Origin of the sequence: Actinophytocola sp. (assembly GCF_050699935.1) — a bacterium.
Classification (GTDB): Bacteria; Actinomycetota; Actinomycetes; order Mycobacteriales; family Pseudonocardiaceae; genus Actinophytocola.
Genome location: NZ_JBOHGB010000046.1, coordinates 1 through 15,779, shown reverse-complemented (window position 1 = coordinate 15,779; position 15,779 = coordinate 1). Strand labels below are relative to the sequence as shown.

Below are 15,779 nucleotides of genomic sequence, written 5' to 3'. Positions count from 1 at the left end.
ACTCGTTCTCGTCCTTCCGTGCCAGGACGTGACGGGTCCCGGTGGCGCGCCGGGGCGCCACCGGGACCACGCACCGTCAGCGAACGATGAGGTTCAGCGGGATGGTCTCGGCCATCGCCTTCGAACCGGCGTCGTTCGGGTGGATGTGGTCACCGGAGTCGAACTCCGGCTTCAGCTTCGTCGGGTCGGCCGGGTCGCGGAGGACCTTGTCGAAGTCGGCGACCGCGTCGAACTCGTAGCGGTGCTCGCGGATGTAGGTGTTGACCGCGTTGCGGGTCGCCTCCTTCTCCTCGGTCCACACCTCTTCCGGCACCGCGAGACCGTTGAACGGCCCGAGCGTGCCCATGATCACCTGGATGTCGCGCGCGCGGGCCTGCTGGTTGATCTGTCGCAGCGATGCGATGATCTTGTCGGCGGGCTCGTTGTTCATCCAGATATCGTTGATGCCGAGGTCCACGACCACCGTGTGCAGCCCGGTCTCGGAGAACACGTCGTCGTTCATCCGGGCCAGCGCGTTGGTGCCGAGCTCGAAGAAGCCGGGGAAGTCGCCGTCGCCTGGTTCATTGCCCTCGTGGTTGAGCCGCGAACCGCCGAGGCCGAAGTTCAGCACGCCGGGGACGTCGCCGTGCCGGACCCGCAGCAGCCGGTCGGTCAACTGGTCGGGCCAGCGCAGGTTGCCGTTGAACGTCGTGCCGTGGCCGTCGGCCATCGAGTCCGCGAAGACCCCGACCGAGCCGCCCGCGTCCGGGCGCAGCACGTCGACGCCGGACAGGAAGAACCAACAGCAGGTCCGCTCGGTGGTGTAGCCCTCGCCGCCGGGCGTGGCCGCCAGGTCACCGTCGCCGACGAAGTTGGTCTGCCGGGTCGTCGAGTGGAACGTCGTCAGGCCGGTCGGGGTCGGGAAGTACACGCTCACGACGAGGTCCTGGTCGTCGGCCACGCGCAGGTCCACCGGGTCGCTGACCAGCTCGGCGCCCCGGTTGATGACCGCCGTCGCGGAGCCGTTGAAGCGCAGCTCGGTGGTGGTCGCGGGGTCCACGTCGGACAGCGCGGGCGTCGAGGTGTTCGGCTTGGCGACCGTGGCACGGCCGACCTCGACGGCCTGCTCGCCGTGGATGTTGGTCAGCCGGATCCTGGCCTTGGCGCCCCCGACGGACGTGTGCACGATCATGCGCACGCTCTGGTTGTTCAACCCCTCGAAGGTCGAACCCGAGTCGTTGCCCCGGGTCACGGACGTGGCCCAGGTACCTACCCACTCAGGGGACTTGTGGCCCCTGCCCCCCTGCTCGGCCGCTTCGCCGGCAGTGGAGACCAGCACGGTCGAGACGACTGCGGTGAGCAGCCCCGTGGCGATCAGCGACCTCGATCGCCACTTTTTTGGGATCGTCATTCGGTGGAACCTCCAGAAAACGACCGAGAACAGACGGGTACCCGGCCACGAGTTGGTGGCCGGAACGTAGTACGCCGCCGATTCCAGGTCAATCGTGACCGCGGTTTTCGGCGCATTGTTCGTATGTCCAGCCCAACCAAAAATGCCCATCCGTACCAGGTGGCGACGCAGCGCGATCCCGCGGTCGCGCGGTGCTACGCACTGCTCGGAACCGTTGTCGGATTGTGGCCCGATCCACCGCACAGCAAAGCAAAGCGCCCTAGCCTACGCCAGAGGCTGGCGGTAATGTGCACAACGGTATCGACCTTCACTCGTGGTTAATGTGCTATCCCCTTGAATGGTTGCGTGGAGTAGTGGGCATGGATTTCGAGAACGGCCGGTGGCCGACTTATGTCCTGCGCGCCCTGGAACTGTTCGACAGTTATGGCGAGCGCGAGGCATTGGTCGGCGGCGAGCGCCGGCTCTCCTATTCCGAAGTCCGTAACGAAGTACTCCGAATGGCCGCCGCGCTGCGCGCGTTCGGCGTCACCCCGGGTGCCGGCATTCTGGTCATGGTGGCGAACCCGGTCGAGGGTCCGATCCTCCAGCTCGCCGTCCACCTGCTCGGCTGCCGGTCGTTCTGGGTCGCACCGGTCACCGCGCGTCGCGAGATCGACGAGTACGTGCGGCTGTCGGGCGCCGACGTGTTCGTCTACGACACCCGCTCGCAGGGCGAGCTCGGCGCGGAGATCGGTTCGGCGCTCTCCGTTCCCGTCGTGTGCCTCGGCCCCGCCGGCGTCGGCCCGGACCTCCTGGCCGCCGACCCGGGGGTGGACCTCGACCCGGCCGCCATCGTCTCGGGCGGCGTCTCGGGCGGTGTCTCCGGCGGTGAACCGGAGGCCGTGTTCCAGACCAGCGGCACCACCGGCACGCCGAAGCTGGTGCACCTCCCCCACGACTTCTTCCTGCAGGTGCTCGCGATCGCCGAGCAGCAGTTCCTCGCCGCCAAGGCGCCCCTGCTGCGGCACCTGTCCAGCTCGCCGATGTGGTTGGTGAGCGGGCAGATCACCGCGTTCGTCAACCTGTTCACCGGCGGCGTGCTTTTCCTGGAGGACGCGTGGACGGCCGGGAAGTTCCTGGCCACCGTGGACCGCGAGAGGATCAACTCGACGTTCATGTCGCCGCCGATGCTGTACGAGGTGCTCGACCACCCCGCGGCCGCCACCACCGACATGAGCACCATGTTCATGTTCAACGTCGGCGCGGGCCCCGCCGCCCCGGCACGGCTGCGGCAGGCCATCCGCAGGTGGGGTCCGGTGATCCGCATCGTCTACGGCCTGTCCGAGTCGGTGGTGACGACGGCTTTGCCCGGGCTGACCGAGGACCCCGAGCACGCCGAGCGGCTGCGCTCGGCCGGCACGCCGTACGGCGACGTGCGGCTGGAGATCCGCGACGCGAACGGGAAACCCGTGCCGACGGGTGAGGACGGCGAGATCTGGATCTCCAGCCGGCTCAACTTCGCCGGCTACTGGGGCGCCCCGGAGCTCACCGCGGAGACCCTCGTCGACGGCTGGGTACGCACCCGCGACGTGGGCCACCTCGACGAGCACGGCTTCCTGTACATAGTGGACCGCACGACCGACATGATCATCACCCACCGCCGGTCGTGGAACATCTACTGCCGGCCCATCGAGGACATCCTCGCCGCGCACCCGCAGGTCCGCGCCGCCGCGGTGATCGGCGTGCCCGACGCGGGCGTCGGCGAGGTCGTGCACGCCTACGTCGTGCGCACCCCGGACGCGACGGTGACCGGTGACGAGCTGGCGGCGCTGGTGGGCGAGACCCTCAACGACATGTGGCAGCCGCGCGCCGTCGACTTCATCGACGCGCTCCCGCTGACCAGGGCCAACAAGGTGGACAAGAAGGCGCTGCGGGTGCGGTGGGCGGCCGAGCACGCGGCGGCGGGAATCGGCAGCGCCGGGTGAGTCCTCGCGGGCGGTTCGTCGCCCTCTTCGCGGCGGATGTCATCTCGGTGCTCGGCACCCGGGTGTCGATGCTGGCCATCCCGTGGCTGGTGCTCGTCACCACCGGGAGCCCGGCGAAGATGGGGCTCGTCGCGGGCGCGGAGATGCTGCCGTACGTGGTCTCCGGCGTGGTGGCCGCCCCGCTCGCCGACCGGTTCGGGCTGCGCCGCACCACGATCGTCACCGACGTCGGCAGCGCGCTGGCCATGGCCGGCATCGCCGCCGCGCCACAGCTGGAGTTCGGCGCGCTGCTCGTGCTCGTCGCGATCGCGGGGGCGCTGCGCGGGCTCGGCGACCGGGTCAAGCACGTGATGCTGCGCCCGCTCGCCGAGGCGGCGGGCATTCAGGTGCTGCGGGTGACGACCGCGTACGAGGGCTTCTCCCGTACCGCGATGCTGGTCGGCGGCTCGATCGGCGGGCTGCTCATCTACTGGTTCGGCGCGCCGGGCGCGATCTGGCTGGACGCGGCGACGTTCGCCCTGTGCGCGGTCATCGTGGCGACCGTCGTCCCGGCCGCGGACCCGGCCGCCGCGCCGCCGGACAAGGCGGACCGCGAGCCCTACCTCGTGGCACTGCGTGGCGGGTTCCGGGCGCTGTGGGCGGACCCGCTGCTGCCCAGCATGATCGCGATGCTGTTCGTGCTGAACCTGTTCAACCAGGCGCTGGTCGCGGTGTTCATCCCGCTGTGGGTCGAGGAGACCACGCACACGCCGGCCGCGTTGGGCCTGGTGTTCGGCACATTCGCCGCGGGTGCGGTGCTCGGCAGCATCGTGTTCACCGTGCTCGCGCCGAAGCTGCGGATGTACCAGGTGTTCATGATCGGCGCGGCGCTCGCCGGAGCGCCCCGGGTGCTCGTACTCGGCGTGAGCCACGAGCTGGTGCTCGTCTGCTCGGTGACGTTCGTGTCGGGCCTCGCCATGTCCGCGGTGAACCCGGTCATCGGCGCGATGCTCTACGAGCGGATCCCGCCGAACGTGCAGACCAGGGCGTTCGGCGTGTGCACGGCCATCACGTTCACCGGCGTTCCCATCGGCGGTGTCCTCGGTGGACTCGCGGTCGCCGGATTCGGCCTGACCCCGGCGATCCTCGTCGGCGGGTCGTTGTGCCTGGCCGCGACCACAGTCCTGTGGCTGTGGTCGCGCTCGGTCGCCGGCACCGCACGGAGCGCGCAGCAGCCCGCCGAGGAGGCCGTGGAGGCTCAACCGTCCTAACAGGACGGATCCGACCAGCACTCCGTACGCGTGGAAACTGGGTTATCGTTGGCCATGCCGAAGTTCGAGGAGACGACCGACCCGTACTGCCTGCGGGACGGGGAGAGCGTACGGCTGCTCGCCGGGCACCCGTGGCGCCGGTTCGTCGTGCTCGGCGACAGCGTGGCGGAAGGTCTGGCCGAGCCCGTCGAGGGTTACAGCGAGCTGCAGCTGGCTGACCGGCTCGCGGCGGAGCTGTCCGCCGCGAGCCCGCTGGAGTACCGCAACCTCGGCCACCGGGGGCTGCGGGCGCGCGAGGTGCGGGCGCGGCAGCTGCGGCCCGCGCTGGACTTTCGGCCGGACCTCGCGCTCGTGGTGTGCGGCGGCAACGACGCCTTCCCGGCCACGTACAAGCCGGACGTCGTGGACGTGGAGCTGGCAGCGATGATCACTGCCTTGCAGGACGCCGGCGCGGACGTGATCACGGTGGGCATCTACAACGTGTCCTACGGCCCGAACATCGCCGACTGGCTGCGGGCGGGACTGCGCGAGCGGATGCGCACCCTGTCCGAGCACACCGGCGCGCTCGCCGCGAAGCTGGGCACCCTGCACGTGAACCTCTCCGCGCACCCGCTCGTCACCGACCCGTCCCTCTACTCCAGCGACGGCCGCCACGGCAACGCCCGCAGCGACGCGATCGCCGTCGCGGAGGCGGTGCGCGTGCTCGGCGCCCACCTCGCCTCGACCCACGCACGCAAGCCGTGCACGTCCTCGTAGCCCGCCGCTGGACATAGCCGGCTCGCTGTGTCCCGGACAGTCGGGCGTGCACTGCTGTCACACGGTTGTCACCTGCGATTACTCTGGTGGCGGTCAGAGGACGACAACACGGTGAAGCGTGGATCGAGATGGCCCGGGAACCGGTGGATATCGTCGAGCTACGGCGTGCACTCGGCGAGCGGCTCGCCATCTTCCGCAAGGCTGCCGAGGTCACCCAAGGGCAACTCGCCTCGGCGGCCTACCTCGACCGGACCACGGTGTCACACATCGAGAAGGGGCGTGCTCGCGCCGACGAAGCGTTCTGGCAGACCGCCGACCGTGTGACGGACGCGGGCGGCCAGTTACTCAAGGCCTACCACCAACTCGAAGCCGCGATGCGCGAGTACGAGGCAGCTGTCCGGTCCAGCGAGCTGGCTGCGATCCGCGCAAAGACGGACGGCTACCGGAGCGTGCCGCTGACGTCGTGGCGTACGCCGCCAACAGGCGTAGATGACGAAGCGGCGGCCGTTGAGCTGGTCCGCCGCGTCGCCGCGAGTGACGTGGGGGATGAGACGCTGGCACGCCTTGAGCTCGCCTTTGATGATCTCGCCACGGCCTATCCGGTCGCCTCTCCGGCTGAGTTGCTTGTGCGCCTGCGCCATCACCTGGCCTACATCGGCACCCTGCTCGACAGCCGAATGACGCTCAGCGAGCGGAGGCGACTGATCGTGGTGGCCGGCTGGCTGTCGCTTCTGACAGCCACCGTGCACGTCGACCTCAACCAACCGGCCGCGGCGGCGGCACGGCTTCGCACGGCGGCGAGCTTGGCTCAACATGCCGAGCACAACGAGATTCGCGCCTGGTGCCTGGAGACCGAAGCGTGGCGCGTACTGACCGAAGGTGATCATCGTCGCGCGCTTGAGCTGTCCCGCGCCGCGCAGGACCTGGCGCCAGTAGGTAGTTCCGTCGCGATCCAGGCCACCGCCCAAGAAGGGCGAGCATGGGCACGACTGCGGCAGGCACGTGAGACCTATGACGCAATCGAGCGCGTCAACAAGTTGGTGTCGCCGCTCGAACGGCCGGACAAGCCCGAGCACCACTATCGCTACGACCCGGACAAGTCCGTGGGCTACGTTGCCACGACCTTGGCATGGGTCGGCGACCCCGCGGCGGAGACCTACGCCAGGGAAATCATCGCCAGACTCCAACCAAACGCCGGCAACGGCAACTGGCCCCGGCGGGTCGCGACCGCAAACCTCGACTTGGCGCTAGCGCTACTGGTGACCAACCGGCTCGACGAAGCTTGCGACGCGGCCCAACAGGCGATTCTGTCGGGCCGTGTCGTGCCGTCGAGTCACTGGCGGGCCGAGGAAGTCGTCAACGCGGTCGAAGCGCGTCAACTTCCGGAAGCGCGTGATCTACGCGAGGCCTATGAGGATCCGCGCCCAGGCACTGGGTCTTCGGCTGCCAGTTCGTCTACGGGGCACTCGGCATGTTGAACACCCCGCCAGCCCACATTCCGATCCGGATCTTAAGGAACTTGGCCGACTGATGACCGCACGTCCCACCGAACCCGCCGTTCGCGCCCACGAGATGGGCATCTGCAATCGCTACTTCGACCTCGTCGCCACCGGCCGCAAGACCATCGAGATCCGGGTGAATGACTCCAACCGCAAGAAGATCAAGGTCGGCTCGCTGATCCGGTTCCGCTGCCAAGGCGACCAGGTCCTCACCCGTGTCACCCGCGTCGCTCGCTACGCGAACTTCGACGAGATGTTCGACCGCGAGGAAGTCGCCTCGGTCAATCCGTTGACCACACGTGAGGAGCAACTCGCCAACATTCGCCAGATCTATCCGCCCGAGCGAGAAGCCCTCGGCGTCGTAGCCATAGGCATTGAACTGGTCGACCAGCCCCGCGCGGTGTGAGCAACCCGTGCTACTAGTCGACGAGGAGTAGGCCGCTGGTCAGCGCGCCCTGGCCGAGGTTGACCACGGAACCCGCGCCCGGTACGGCGAACCGCAGGTACGCGCCCGACGCCTTCCCGCCGAACAGGAACGGCGCGACGCAGTACGGCACCGTCTCCCGGCGCACCTCGCCGGTGGCCATCTCGACGAAGTGCATGTCCAGCCAGTCGGCCGCCACGTACTCCTGGACGATGTGCCCGCCCGTGGCCACGCCCGCCTCGACGGCCTTCCGCCAGGTCGCGTCGTCGACGTCGTGGCCGAGCACCACGCCGGAGCCGCCGTAGGTCCCGGTCGGCTTCAGCACCAGCGAGGCGCGCCGCTCGATCGCCGACGAGGCTGTGGTGTCGTCGAGCAGCTCGGTGCGCGGTACGTGCCGGCGCAGTAGCTCGGCGTCCGGTGTGGACAGTTCGTCGACGTCCTGCCACAGCCAGGCGAACGTCGTCTTGTTCGCGAGCAGCCACGCGGCCGTCGAGGTGAACATCTTGACCGTCCGCTTGCCCAGCGCGGTGGCCAGCGCGTCGAAGCCGGCGCCGTGCGGCACCTCCTGTGGGATGAACATCCGCAGCACCGAGTCCAGCACGACGTCCCCGGCCAGCAGCCGGTTCCCGGCGTCGAGCGTCAGCCACTCCAGCGGGCGCACCACCACCTCGAGCCCCGCCTCGCGGCCGCGGTCGCGGACCGGTTCGAGCAGCCGGATCAGCGTGTGGCCGTCCTGGGTGTCGGGGTAGTCGCTGCCCATGTGGAACAGGACCAGCGAGGTCGACCCGTCGGGGAGGTCCAGCTGCTCGCGCATGGCGTGGAACCGGGCGTCCACAGCGGACCCGGCGTCGGTGATGCCCACCGCGTCGGCGATCCCCATCTCGCGGTAGGCGGCGAGAAACCGGTGGGCGATGCCGTCGGAGTCGAACGCGCCGCCGAGCGCGCTGTCGATATTGCACTCCACGAAGCGCGGCACGCCGCCGGACAGCAGGACGTCCGGGCGCATGGCCACCAGCAGCTCGGGGGTCAGCGGCTCGGCCCCGTCGAGGAACTCGACGTACCCCTCCGGCACCCCGAGCAGCCGACGGAGTTCCCCCGCCGTGCTCGCCCTGCGCAGACACGCGGCCAGGATCAGGTCCCCGAGCCACGCGGTCAGGTCGGTGATCTCCCGGTAGTCCGCGCGCGTCAGCACCGGCGGCCGCAGCGGGCGCCAGGTCTTGTTCTTCGTCGCCACGCCGCGGTAGATGTCCGACCAGGACTCCTCGCCACACGCCAGCATCGCCGCCCGCACCCGGTCGGGCAGTGCCTCCCAGGCGGCCGGCACCACACGTTCCGGCATCGCTCTCAGTCCTTCTTCAGTGTCTGGTTGATCGCCGCGGTGAGCTGCTCCCGAGTCGGCTGCACGGCGCGGTCCAGCTCGAGGGAGAACGGGAGCACGGCACCGTCCGGGCGGGTCACGCGCGCGGGCGGGGCCAGCAGGGGGACCTGCTCGGCCACCGTGGCGACGATCTCCGCGCCGATGCCCGAGAACCGGTTGGAGTCGTCCACCACGACCAGCCGGCCGGTCCTGCGCACCGACGCCAGGAGGCCGTCCCAGTCGAACGGGTACAGCGTGCGCGGGTCGAACACCTCGACCGACACGTCGTCCAGCTCGTCGGCGACCGCGAGCGCGTCGTGCACCAGGTGGCCGACGGCGACGACCGTGATGTCGCCGCCCTGCCGGTGCACCCGGCCCGACCCGAGCGGGATCGCCGCCAGGGTCGCGAAGTCGACGTCGTCGCGCACCGCGAGCGCGCCGGCCGGGGCGAACACCACCACCGGGTCGTCGTCGCGGACCGCGGAGACGAGCAGCCCGTACGCGTCGGCCGGGGTGGCCGGCACGACCGTCTTGATCCCGACGTGGGCGAACAGGCTGTAGGGGTTGTCGGAGTGCTGGCCCGCCCACCCGGTGCGCGAGCCCGCCCCGGTCACCACGTAGGTCACCGGCACCCGGCACTGCCCGCCGGTCATCAGTGAGAACTTGTGCGCGTGGTTGACGATCTGCTCGAACGACAGGAACAGCAGCGCCGGGATCTGGAACTCGATCACCGGCCGCATGCCGGCGAGCGCGGCGCCCGTGGCGAACCCGGTGAACCCCTGCTCGGACAGCGGCGTGTCGATCACCCGGTCCGGCCCGAACCGCTTCGCCAGGCCGGCGGTGAGATTCGATGCCGCGACGCGGACGTCCTCGCCGAGCACGAACACCGTCTCGTCGGCGGCCAGCTCGTCGGCCAGCGCGCGGTTGAGTGCCTTGAGGTAGGACAGCCACGGCATCAGGCACCACTCCCCTGCCGCGGGCGCAACCCGCTGGCGTACAGGTCATCCAGCGCACCGACCGGGTCCGGGAACGGGCTCTGGAGCGCGAACGCGACCGCGTCGGCCAGCACCGCCTCGACCTCGTGGTCGATCCGCTCCCGCTCGACCCGCGCGAGCCGTGTGCCCTGGATGTCAACCGGGTCCCGGGTACGCGCCCGCTCGAGCTCGTCGGCCGACCGGTACCCGAGCCGGGCCCGGTGCTCGAACGTGTGGTGCGCGTCGAACCGCTCGGTCCGACACTCCAGGAAGCTCGGTCCCTCCCCCGCCCGCGCGCGCTCGACGGCCGCACGCGCCGCGCCGCGCACCGCCTCCGCGTCCTGGCCATCCACAGTGGACGCCGGGATGCCGAACGCCTCCGCGCGCGCGGTGATCGTGCCGGCCACCGCGTCCTCGACCCGCATCGTGGTGGCCCAGCCGTTGTTCTCGCACACGAACACCACCGGCACGCGCCACAACGCGGCCAGGTTGAACGCCTCCAGCAGCACGCCCTCGTTGACCGCGCCGTCGCCGAAGAAGTTCACCGCGACCGACGCCACGCCGAGCCGCCGCCGGGCCCACGCCGCGCCGGTCGCGATCGAGCCCGCCGCGCCGACGATCGCGTTCGCACCGAAGATGCCCACCCCGAAGTCCGCCGCGTGCATCGAGCCGCCGCGGCCCCGGTTCAGCCCGGTGACGCGGCCGCACAGCTCCGCGAGCATCCGCGCCGGGTCGGCGCCCTTCGCCAGCACGTGCCCGTGGCCGCGGTGCGTGCTCGTGATGATGTCGTCGGCACCGAGCGCGGCGCACACCCCGGCGGCCACCGCCTCCTGGCCGACGTAGGGGTGGATGCCGCCGACGATCTCGCCGGAGCGCACCAGCTCGATCGCCCGCTGTTCGAACCGCCGGATCAGCCGCACCGTCCGGTACAGCGCCAGCGAGTCCTCGGTGGACACTCTCGACACCGTAGGCATGGGTGTCACTGGACCGCGCCGGCGGTCACCGGCCGGCTGATCCGGGTGGGCGCGGCCGGGTCGACCGCGGCCTGCACGGCGGCCTCCTCCACGTTGCGCATGATCGCCTCCATGTCCGGCCGTGCGAAGTATCGGGTGTCCACCGACATGACGAACTCGATGGCGCCGGGCGGATCGTCCACATTGAAGTAGACGTTGCGCTGCGGCATGCTGATCTCCGGTTCCCAACTGATCTCCGTGTCCGCCAGCGCGTCCCGGATCCGCTGCGGCGTGTCGAGCTCCTCGCCCGCGTGGCCGCGCTCCTGCTGTCGGCGGTCGTTGTAGAAGCACGAGAGGTCCAGCTCCTCGCCGCGGTCGGCCTCGACCCGCTCGATGACCTCGTCCTGCTCGTAGGGGTTGTAGTAGGCGTTCTTGTACGCGTTGATCGCGCTGCCCGCCGCGCGTTCCACGGCCTGGCCCATCGTGATGCCGGCGACGTCGATGAGGTACGGGCTGATCTGGATCAGGGCGCTGACCGAGTCGGCCAGGCCGGGCCGGAACCGGTTGCCCACCATGAGCATCGCCACCACCGGGTTCACGCCGGTGAACCGGGCGAGGCCCACGGCGAAGCTCGCCAGCAGCACGGGCGAGTCGTCGATCTTCTCGCGGGCGGCGACCGTGCGGACGGCGAGCAGCGTGGCCGGCGACCGCAGGTGGATCATGTCGATGGTGCGCTCGCCGCCGTAGCGCGGCTCGCCGAACCGGCTGGGCGTCATTGTGCGCAGCACGCGGTCGAGGTACTTCAACGAGGTCGCGTTCTGCCGCCGGCCGGCCGGGCTCGCCTGCTTCGCGGCCTGCTCCAGTGGCTGCGACGCGGTGACCGGGCCGGCCGCCTCCCCGGTCTCCGGGTCGCGCGCGGCGATGTCGCGGGCGAGGGCGCTCAGCCCGTACGCGTCGATCGACGTGTGCAGGACGACCAGCACGGTGTGGGTGATGACGTCCTCGTGGCGGATCGCCGCCAGCCGGACCGGCCACTCGCTCCCGTACTCGAACGGGACGCTCTGGTACCGCTGCGACGTCGCCTCGGCGATGTCGGCCGGGTCGGCGCCCTCGGTGTCCACGACCTCCAGGGTGACCTCGCCGGACGTCGCGCAGCGCTGCCGCGGCGGCCCGTTTTCGCGCAGCACCAGCCGGGTGCGCAGCGCCTGGTGCCGGCTCACCATGAAGCGCAGCTCGTCGGCGATGTGCTCGACCGTCGTACCGGGCGGGCGCTCCTCGGTGTAGAACACCGTCTTCGACATCCCGGAGAGCTCGATCGACTGCCACAGGCCGATCTGTCCCCACGTCAGCTCCGCCTCGCCGGAGCCCTCGCCTTCGAACGGCACCGGGACCCGTTCCACCACCCGGCCCGCCGGCAACCCTTCCTCACCTGGCATGTTCGACAGCTCCGCCCTTCTCGTCCTTCTCTTCTACGGCCACCGCGTGGGCCTTCGTGATCTGGGCACTCGCCGCCTCCACGGCGGGGCGCAGGAGGGCACCGGCGAGCAGCATCAGGACCGCGAGCCCGAGCCACCCGAACGAGCCCTGCTCGACGACGCCGACCGTGATCAGCACCGGGCCGACCATGTACATGGCGGCCACGCCCAGCCAGAACACCGCGAGGTACTCACCCTGCCGCTCGCGGGGCGCGAGGTCGTAGGACACCCCGATCCCGCCCGCGACCTGCAGCACCTCGCCGAGGGTCAGCAGCACCATGCCGCCGACGAGCAGCACCGTCGCGCCCACGGTGTCGAGCCGGTCGGCGAACGCGATCACCACGGCGCAGCCGGCGAGCGAGACCGCCGCCCGGCGCAGGGCGCGGACACCGCCCTCGCGGGTCTCCGTGCCCCGGCTGAGCCGGACCTGCAGCAGGATCACCAGGATCGTGTTCAGCACGATCAATGGCCCCACGATCAGCGGCGGCGCCTCGGTGTGCAGCGTCGCCCACAGCGGGAGGCCGATCGACAGGATGGGAATGTGCAGGACGATCACCGCGTGCAGCCCCGCGACCGCCAGATACCAGCCCTGCCGCAGGGACTTAGGCCAGCCGCGCACGGCGGGCCGCTCGGGCGCGTTGTCGGCCAGCAGCGGCACCCTCGCCAGCAGGATGCCGGCGATCACGAACGTCACCGCGTCGCCGAGCACGATCGCGATGAACGCCGGCCGCGTGCCGATCGCGATGATCAGCGTGGCCAGCAGCCCCCCGAGCATGAAGCCGACGTTGTAGACCACGCGGAACGCGGCCATCACCCGCGTCCGCAGCTCGGTGCCGATGTGCCGGTCGACGTACATCTGGTTGATCGGGTCGACGGCTCTGGCCGGGATGCCGACGATGCAGGCCACGACCACGAAGGTCGGGAAGTCGGACACGAAGGCGTAGGCGAACATCCCCGCGCCGCGCCAGAAGTGCAACAGCACCGCCGCGGGCCGCGGCCCGATCCGGTCGGCGAGCATGCCGAGCGGGGTGAGCGCCACCAGCCCGCACAACCCGGCGATCGTGAGACCGACACCGACCTCGGTGATGGACAGGCCCGCGCCGCGGGTGAAGTACACCGCCGAGCCGGCGATGAACAGGCCGGTCCCGGTGGAGTCCACCAGACCCACCCACACCAGCAGCCGGCTCCGGGCCGGGAGGCCGAGCCCGGGTATGCGCATCGGGTACCTCGCTCGACGTACGATTGCCGGGAGACCGTGCGGGGGCGGATGTCGCCCACCCCCGCACGCGGACGCCCGCTACGCGGGGCGTCCATGCCTCACGGCATCAGTGGTTTCGCTTCCAGGAGCGATGAATTCACTTGACCGCCATCTGGGCTACACCTCCTCCTGTTCTCGAACGGCCGGCTGGTCATGGATCCCTAGCCGGAGGCAGGTACGGGCCGCGCGAGCGCCGGAACCTCGTCCGGTGTCTCCGCGGCCGTCTCGGTTGCTGTCTCGGTAGATGTCTCGGTGGATGTCGCGCCCCACCGCAGGGCGGCCACGCTCAGGTAGCCGAGGACCGGGTCGTGGTCGGCCAGCAAGACCGGCCGGCCCCGGCCGGGTTCGCCCGATCGCTCGCCGGGCGTTTCACACAGCCGTGACCAGAGGCCCGTGAACGGCAGGCCGGCCGGCGCGCGCCGGACCTCGCGGACCGCGGCCGCCGTGCCGGGCTCGAGCTCCACGCCGTGGCCGGCCACGAGCAGCACGTCCGCCCGACCACCCGCGAGCTCGGCGACCTCGGCCGCGAGCACCGCGCCCACCGCCTCGGCCGGCACCCCGGCGTGCTGGCGCACCCGCACCGGCGGCGCGTCAGTGTCGACCTCGAACAGCAACGCCGCCATGGCGTGCCGGTCGGGCACGGGGCCGGGCGCGGCCGGCGGGTAGTGCAGTGCCGCCTGCTCGGCGACGAGCAGCAGCGCGCGGGCCGTACCGCCGGTGGCGACGTAGTCGCCGATCACCCGCAGCCCGGCGAACGCGGCGGCCGGACCCTGGTCCGTGACCGCGAACGCGAGTGGCTCGCCGGGGCAGCGGCTCGCCAGGTGCAGCGCGACGTTGCGGCCGGGTTGGACATCGTGCACGCCGTAGGCCAGCACGAGCAGGTCGACCGGCGCGTCCAGCGACGTGACCGACTTGATCAGCGGCAGCGCCATCTCGGTGTACGACTGCCCGGCCCCGGTGGCGAACACCTCCTCGCGCACCGGGAGACCCTGTCGGCCGGCGAGGTCGGTCAGGTACGTCCGCAACGCCGGGTCCCGCGCCAGGCTCGAGGCACCGTCGAACACCCGGTGCTCGGCGCGGCACAGCCGCGGCCCGGCGCCGGGCCGGCCCGCGGCCGGTGGACCCGTGACGATCACGTCAGTCCTCGACCGTGTGCGTGACGACGAAGTCGGCCAGCGAGCCGATCGAGGCCAGGTGGCGGCGCTCGATCTCCTCGACGTCGACCTGGATGTCCAGGTCCTCCTCCAGCACCAGCAGCAGCTCCAGTGTCTTCGACGAGCTGAGGCCTAGCTCGTCGAACAGCCTGGTGTCCGCGCCGACGTCGGGCAGCTCCCGGCCCAGCATCCGTCCCAACAGGACACTCAGGCTGTCGACCACGCGCTCGCGCAGATCGGTCAGGCTCACGTCGGTCATCCCAGGCTCCCTAGTGTTCGAAGATCATCGCGGCGAAGATCGAGCCGAGGCCCGCCGCGGTGACGAGGTAGCGCTCGCCGTCGCGGAGCCGGCCCTGCTCGACCGCCGACACGTGGTTGACGAAGGCGTCCGCCGACGGGGTGTGCCCGACGAGCGCCACGTTGTCCAGCAGCACCTTCTCGACCGGGATGCCGAGCCTCCTGCACACCCGCCGCCAGGACACCAGGTTCACGTTGTGCGGCAGGACCAGGCCGAGCTCGTCGAGCACGAGACCGGCCTCCTTGACCGCGGCGAGGATGACCTCGCCGAGCAGCTCGGTGTAGTCCTGCGCGAACAGGGACATGGCGGCCTCGCCGTCGGTTCCCCAGTGGTCCAGGTCCCCGCGCTGGCTGACCACATAGGACAGCAGCCGGTCGCGCGTGCCGCCGGCGGACACCAGGCAGGCGCCCGCGGCCTCACCGAACACCCGCTGGTCCGGTGCGAGCCTCGGATCCTGGGTGAACACCTGCTCGCCCGCGACCACCAGCGCCAGCGCACCCGGCTCGCCGTCGTTCGCGAGCAGCCGGCCGGCGAGGTCGATGGCGAGCAGGCCGGACGCACAGGCGTGGTGGGTCACCGTGAGGCCGACCGCGCCGGTGAGCCCGAGCCGGCCGATGAGCTCGTGGACCGGGTTCACCGGGTAGGGCGTCACCACGGGCACACCGCGCGCGTGGAGCACGTAGCGCACGAGGTGTTCCCTGCCGCGCAACGGCTCCAGCGCCCGGGCGGCCCCGTGCAGCAGGTCCGCCAGCGTCTCGCCCGGCCGCTGCCGGCGCACCTCGGCGAACCCGTTGAACCGCCGCAGCACCCGTAACTGGGTCGGCGAGATCTCCAGCTCCGCGCCGAGCTCCCCGATCGGCACTCGCCGGTCGGGCAGGTGGGCGGCCACCGCGTCCAGGGCGGTCATGTCAGGGTGGCCGGGAGGGTGTCGTAGCCGCGCAGCATGAGGGTGTGGCGTTGGCCGGGTGGGGTGGTGAGGGTGAGGTGGGGGAATCGGTGCAGGAGCATGGGGAGGGCGAGTTGGCCT

14 protein-coding genes are annotated in these 15,779 nt (G+C 70.8%); 5 read left to right on the top strand and 9 right to left on the bottom strand.

The features are described from left to right. Positions 1–76: 76 nt before the first annotated feature. On the bottom strand, positions 77–1,390 hold the full coding sequence (locus ACRDTB_RS16945) for a GDSL-type esterase/lipase family protein (protein WP_431431321.1): 1,314 nt from the start codon (positions 1,388–1,390) through the stop codon (positions 77–79). 359 nt (positions 1,391–1,749) lie between these two features. On the opposite strand from ACRDTB_RS16945, the gene ACRDTB_RS16940 reads away from it, so the two are divergent. The 5 genes from ACRDTB_RS16940 to ACRDTB_RS16920 all read left to right on the top strand — a co-directional run bounded on the left by ACRDTB_RS16940 (position 1,750) and on the right by ACRDTB_RS16920 (position 7,265). Continuing rightward, entirely contained in the window at positions 1,750–3,354 is a 1,605-nt protein-coding gene (locus ACRDTB_RS16940; protein ID WP_431431319.1) for a class I adenylate-forming enzyme family protein, read from the top strand. Then, positions 3,351–4,604 carry an MFS transporter gene (locus ACRDTB_RS16935; protein ID WP_431431318.1) on the top strand — a complete coding sequence of 418 codons (1,254 nt, stop codon included), beginning with the start codon at positions 3,351–3,353 and terminating at the stop codon, positions 4,602–4,604. The genes ACRDTB_RS16940 and ACRDTB_RS16935 overlap by 4 nt, the downstream gene beginning before the upstream one ends. Positions 4,605–4,658: 54 nt before the next feature. Continuing rightward, positions 4,659–5,360: an SGNH/GDSL hydrolase family protein gene (locus ACRDTB_RS16930; protein ID WP_431431316.1), complete on the top strand. Its 702-nt coding sequence runs from the start codon at positions 4,659–4,661 to the stop codon at positions 5,358–5,360. Between the two features lie 86 nt (positions 5,361–5,446). Beyond that, entirely contained in the window at positions 5,447–6,838 is a 1,392-nt protein-coding gene (locus ACRDTB_RS16925; RefSeq protein ID WP_431431315.1) for a helix-turn-helix transcriptional regulator, read from the top strand. 52 nt (positions 6,839–6,890) lie between these two features. Further along, the gene (locus tag ACRDTB_RS16920) at positions 6,891–7,265 is read left to right on the top strand and encodes an ASCH domain-containing protein (RefSeq protein ID WP_431431313.1); all 375 of its coding nucleotides are present in this window, start codon (positions 6,891–6,893) and stop codon (positions 7,263–7,265) included. Between the two features lie 13 nt (positions 7,266–7,278). On the opposite strand, the gene ACRDTB_RS16915 is transcribed toward ACRDTB_RS16920, so the two are convergent. The 8 genes from ACRDTB_RS16915 to ACRDTB_RS16880 all read right to left on the bottom strand — a co-directional run bounded on the left by ACRDTB_RS16915 (position 7,279) and on the right by ACRDTB_RS16880 (position 15,659). Beyond that, positions 7,279–8,622 (bottom strand): hypothetical protein, encoded by a 1,344-nt coding sequence (locus tag ACRDTB_RS16915; protein ID WP_431431312.1) that lies wholly within the window; start codon positions 8,620–8,622, stop codon positions 7,279–7,281. A gap of 5 nt (positions 8,623–8,627) precedes the next feature. Continuing rightward, on the bottom strand, positions 8,628–9,596 hold the full coding sequence (locus ACRDTB_RS16910) for an alpha-ketoacid dehydrogenase subunit beta (RefSeq protein ID WP_431431310.1): 969 nt from the start codon (positions 9,594–9,596) through the stop codon (positions 8,628–8,630). Continuing rightward, on the bottom strand, positions 9,596–10,570 hold the full coding sequence (locus ACRDTB_RS16905) for a thiamine pyrophosphate-dependent dehydrogenase E1 component subunit alpha (protein WP_431431308.1): 975 nt from the start codon (positions 10,568–10,570) through the stop codon (positions 9,596–9,598). Before ACRDTB_RS16905 ends, ACRDTB_RS16910 begins: the two co-directional genes overlap by 1 nt. A 23-nt stretch (positions 10,571–10,593) precedes the next feature. Then, complete coding sequence (locus ACRDTB_RS16900; RefSeq protein WP_431431306.1) at positions 10,594–12,003, bottom strand: condensation domain-containing protein; 1,410 nt, start codon at positions 12,001–12,003, stop codon at positions 10,594–10,596. After that, positions 11,993–13,261 carry an MFS transporter gene (locus ACRDTB_RS16895; protein ID WP_431431304.1) on the bottom strand — a complete coding sequence of 423 codons (1,269 nt, stop codon included), beginning with the start codon at positions 13,259–13,261 and terminating at the stop codon, positions 11,993–11,995. Before ACRDTB_RS16895 ends, ACRDTB_RS16900 begins: the two co-directional genes overlap by 11 nt. A 200-nt stretch (positions 13,262–13,461) precedes the next feature. Continuing rightward, positions 13,462–14,436 (bottom strand): hypothetical protein, encoded by a 975-nt coding sequence (locus ACRDTB_RS16890; RefSeq protein ID WP_431431302.1) that lies wholly within the window; start codon positions 14,434–14,436, stop codon positions 13,462–13,464. A gap of 1 nt (position 14,437) precedes the next feature. Next, on the bottom strand, positions 14,438–14,713 hold the full coding sequence (locus ACRDTB_RS16885; RefSeq protein WP_431431300.1) for a phosphopantetheine-binding protein: 276 nt from the start codon (positions 14,711–14,713) through the stop codon (positions 14,438–14,440). A 10-nt stretch (positions 14,714–14,723) separates the two neighbouring features. After that, the gene (locus ACRDTB_RS16880) at positions 14,724–15,659 is read right to left on the bottom strand and encodes a 3-oxoacyl-[acyl-carrier-protein] synthase III C-terminal domain-containing protein (protein ID WP_431431299.1); all 936 of its coding nucleotides are present in this window, start codon (positions 15,657–15,659) and stop codon (positions 14,724–14,726) included. Between the last annotated feature and the right edge of the window lie 120 nt (positions 15,660–15,779).

Excerpts from the sequence above, each read along its gene's own strand:
- ACRDTB_RS16945 (WP_431431321.1), bottom strand. The coding sequence starts at position 1,390 with ATGACGATCCCAAAAAAGTGGCGATCGAGGTCGCTGATCGCCACGGGG.
- ACRDTB_RS16940 (WP_431431319.1), top strand. The coding sequence starts at position 1,750 with ATGGATTTCGAGAACGGCCGGTGGCCGACTTATGTCCTGCGCGCCCTG.
- ACRDTB_RS16930 (WP_431431316.1), top strand. The coding sequence starts at position 4,659 with ATGCCGAAGTTCGAGGAGACGACCGACCCGTACTGCCTGCGGGACGGG.
- ACRDTB_RS16920 (WP_431431313.1), top strand. The coding sequence starts at position 6,891 with ATGACCGCACGTCCCACCGAACCCGCCGTTCGCGCCCACGAGATGGGC.
- ACRDTB_RS16915 (WP_431431312.1), bottom strand. The coding sequence starts at position 8,622 with ATGCCGGAACGTGTGGTGCCGGCCGCCTGGGAGGCACTGCCCGACCGG.
- ACRDTB_RS16910 (WP_431431310.1), bottom strand. The coding sequence starts at position 9,596 with ATGCCGTGGCTGTCCTACCTCAAGGCACTCAACCGCGCGCTGGCCGAC.
- ACRDTB_RS16900 (WP_431431306.1), bottom strand. The coding sequence starts at position 12,003 with ATGCCAGGTGAGGAAGGGTTGCCGGCGGGCCGGGTGGTGGAACGGGTC.
- ACRDTB_RS16895 (WP_431431304.1), bottom strand. The coding sequence starts at position 13,261 with ATGCGCATACCCGGGCTCGGCCTCCCGGCCCGGAGCCGGCTGCTGGTG.
- ACRDTB_RS16885 (WP_431431300.1), bottom strand. The coding sequence starts at position 14,713 with ATGACCGACGTGAGCCTGACCGATCTGCGCGAGCGCGTGGTCGACAGC.
- ACRDTB_RS16880 (WP_431431299.1), bottom strand. The coding sequence starts at position 15,659 with ATGACCGCCCTGGACGCGGTGGCCGCCCACCTGCCCGACCGGCGAGTG.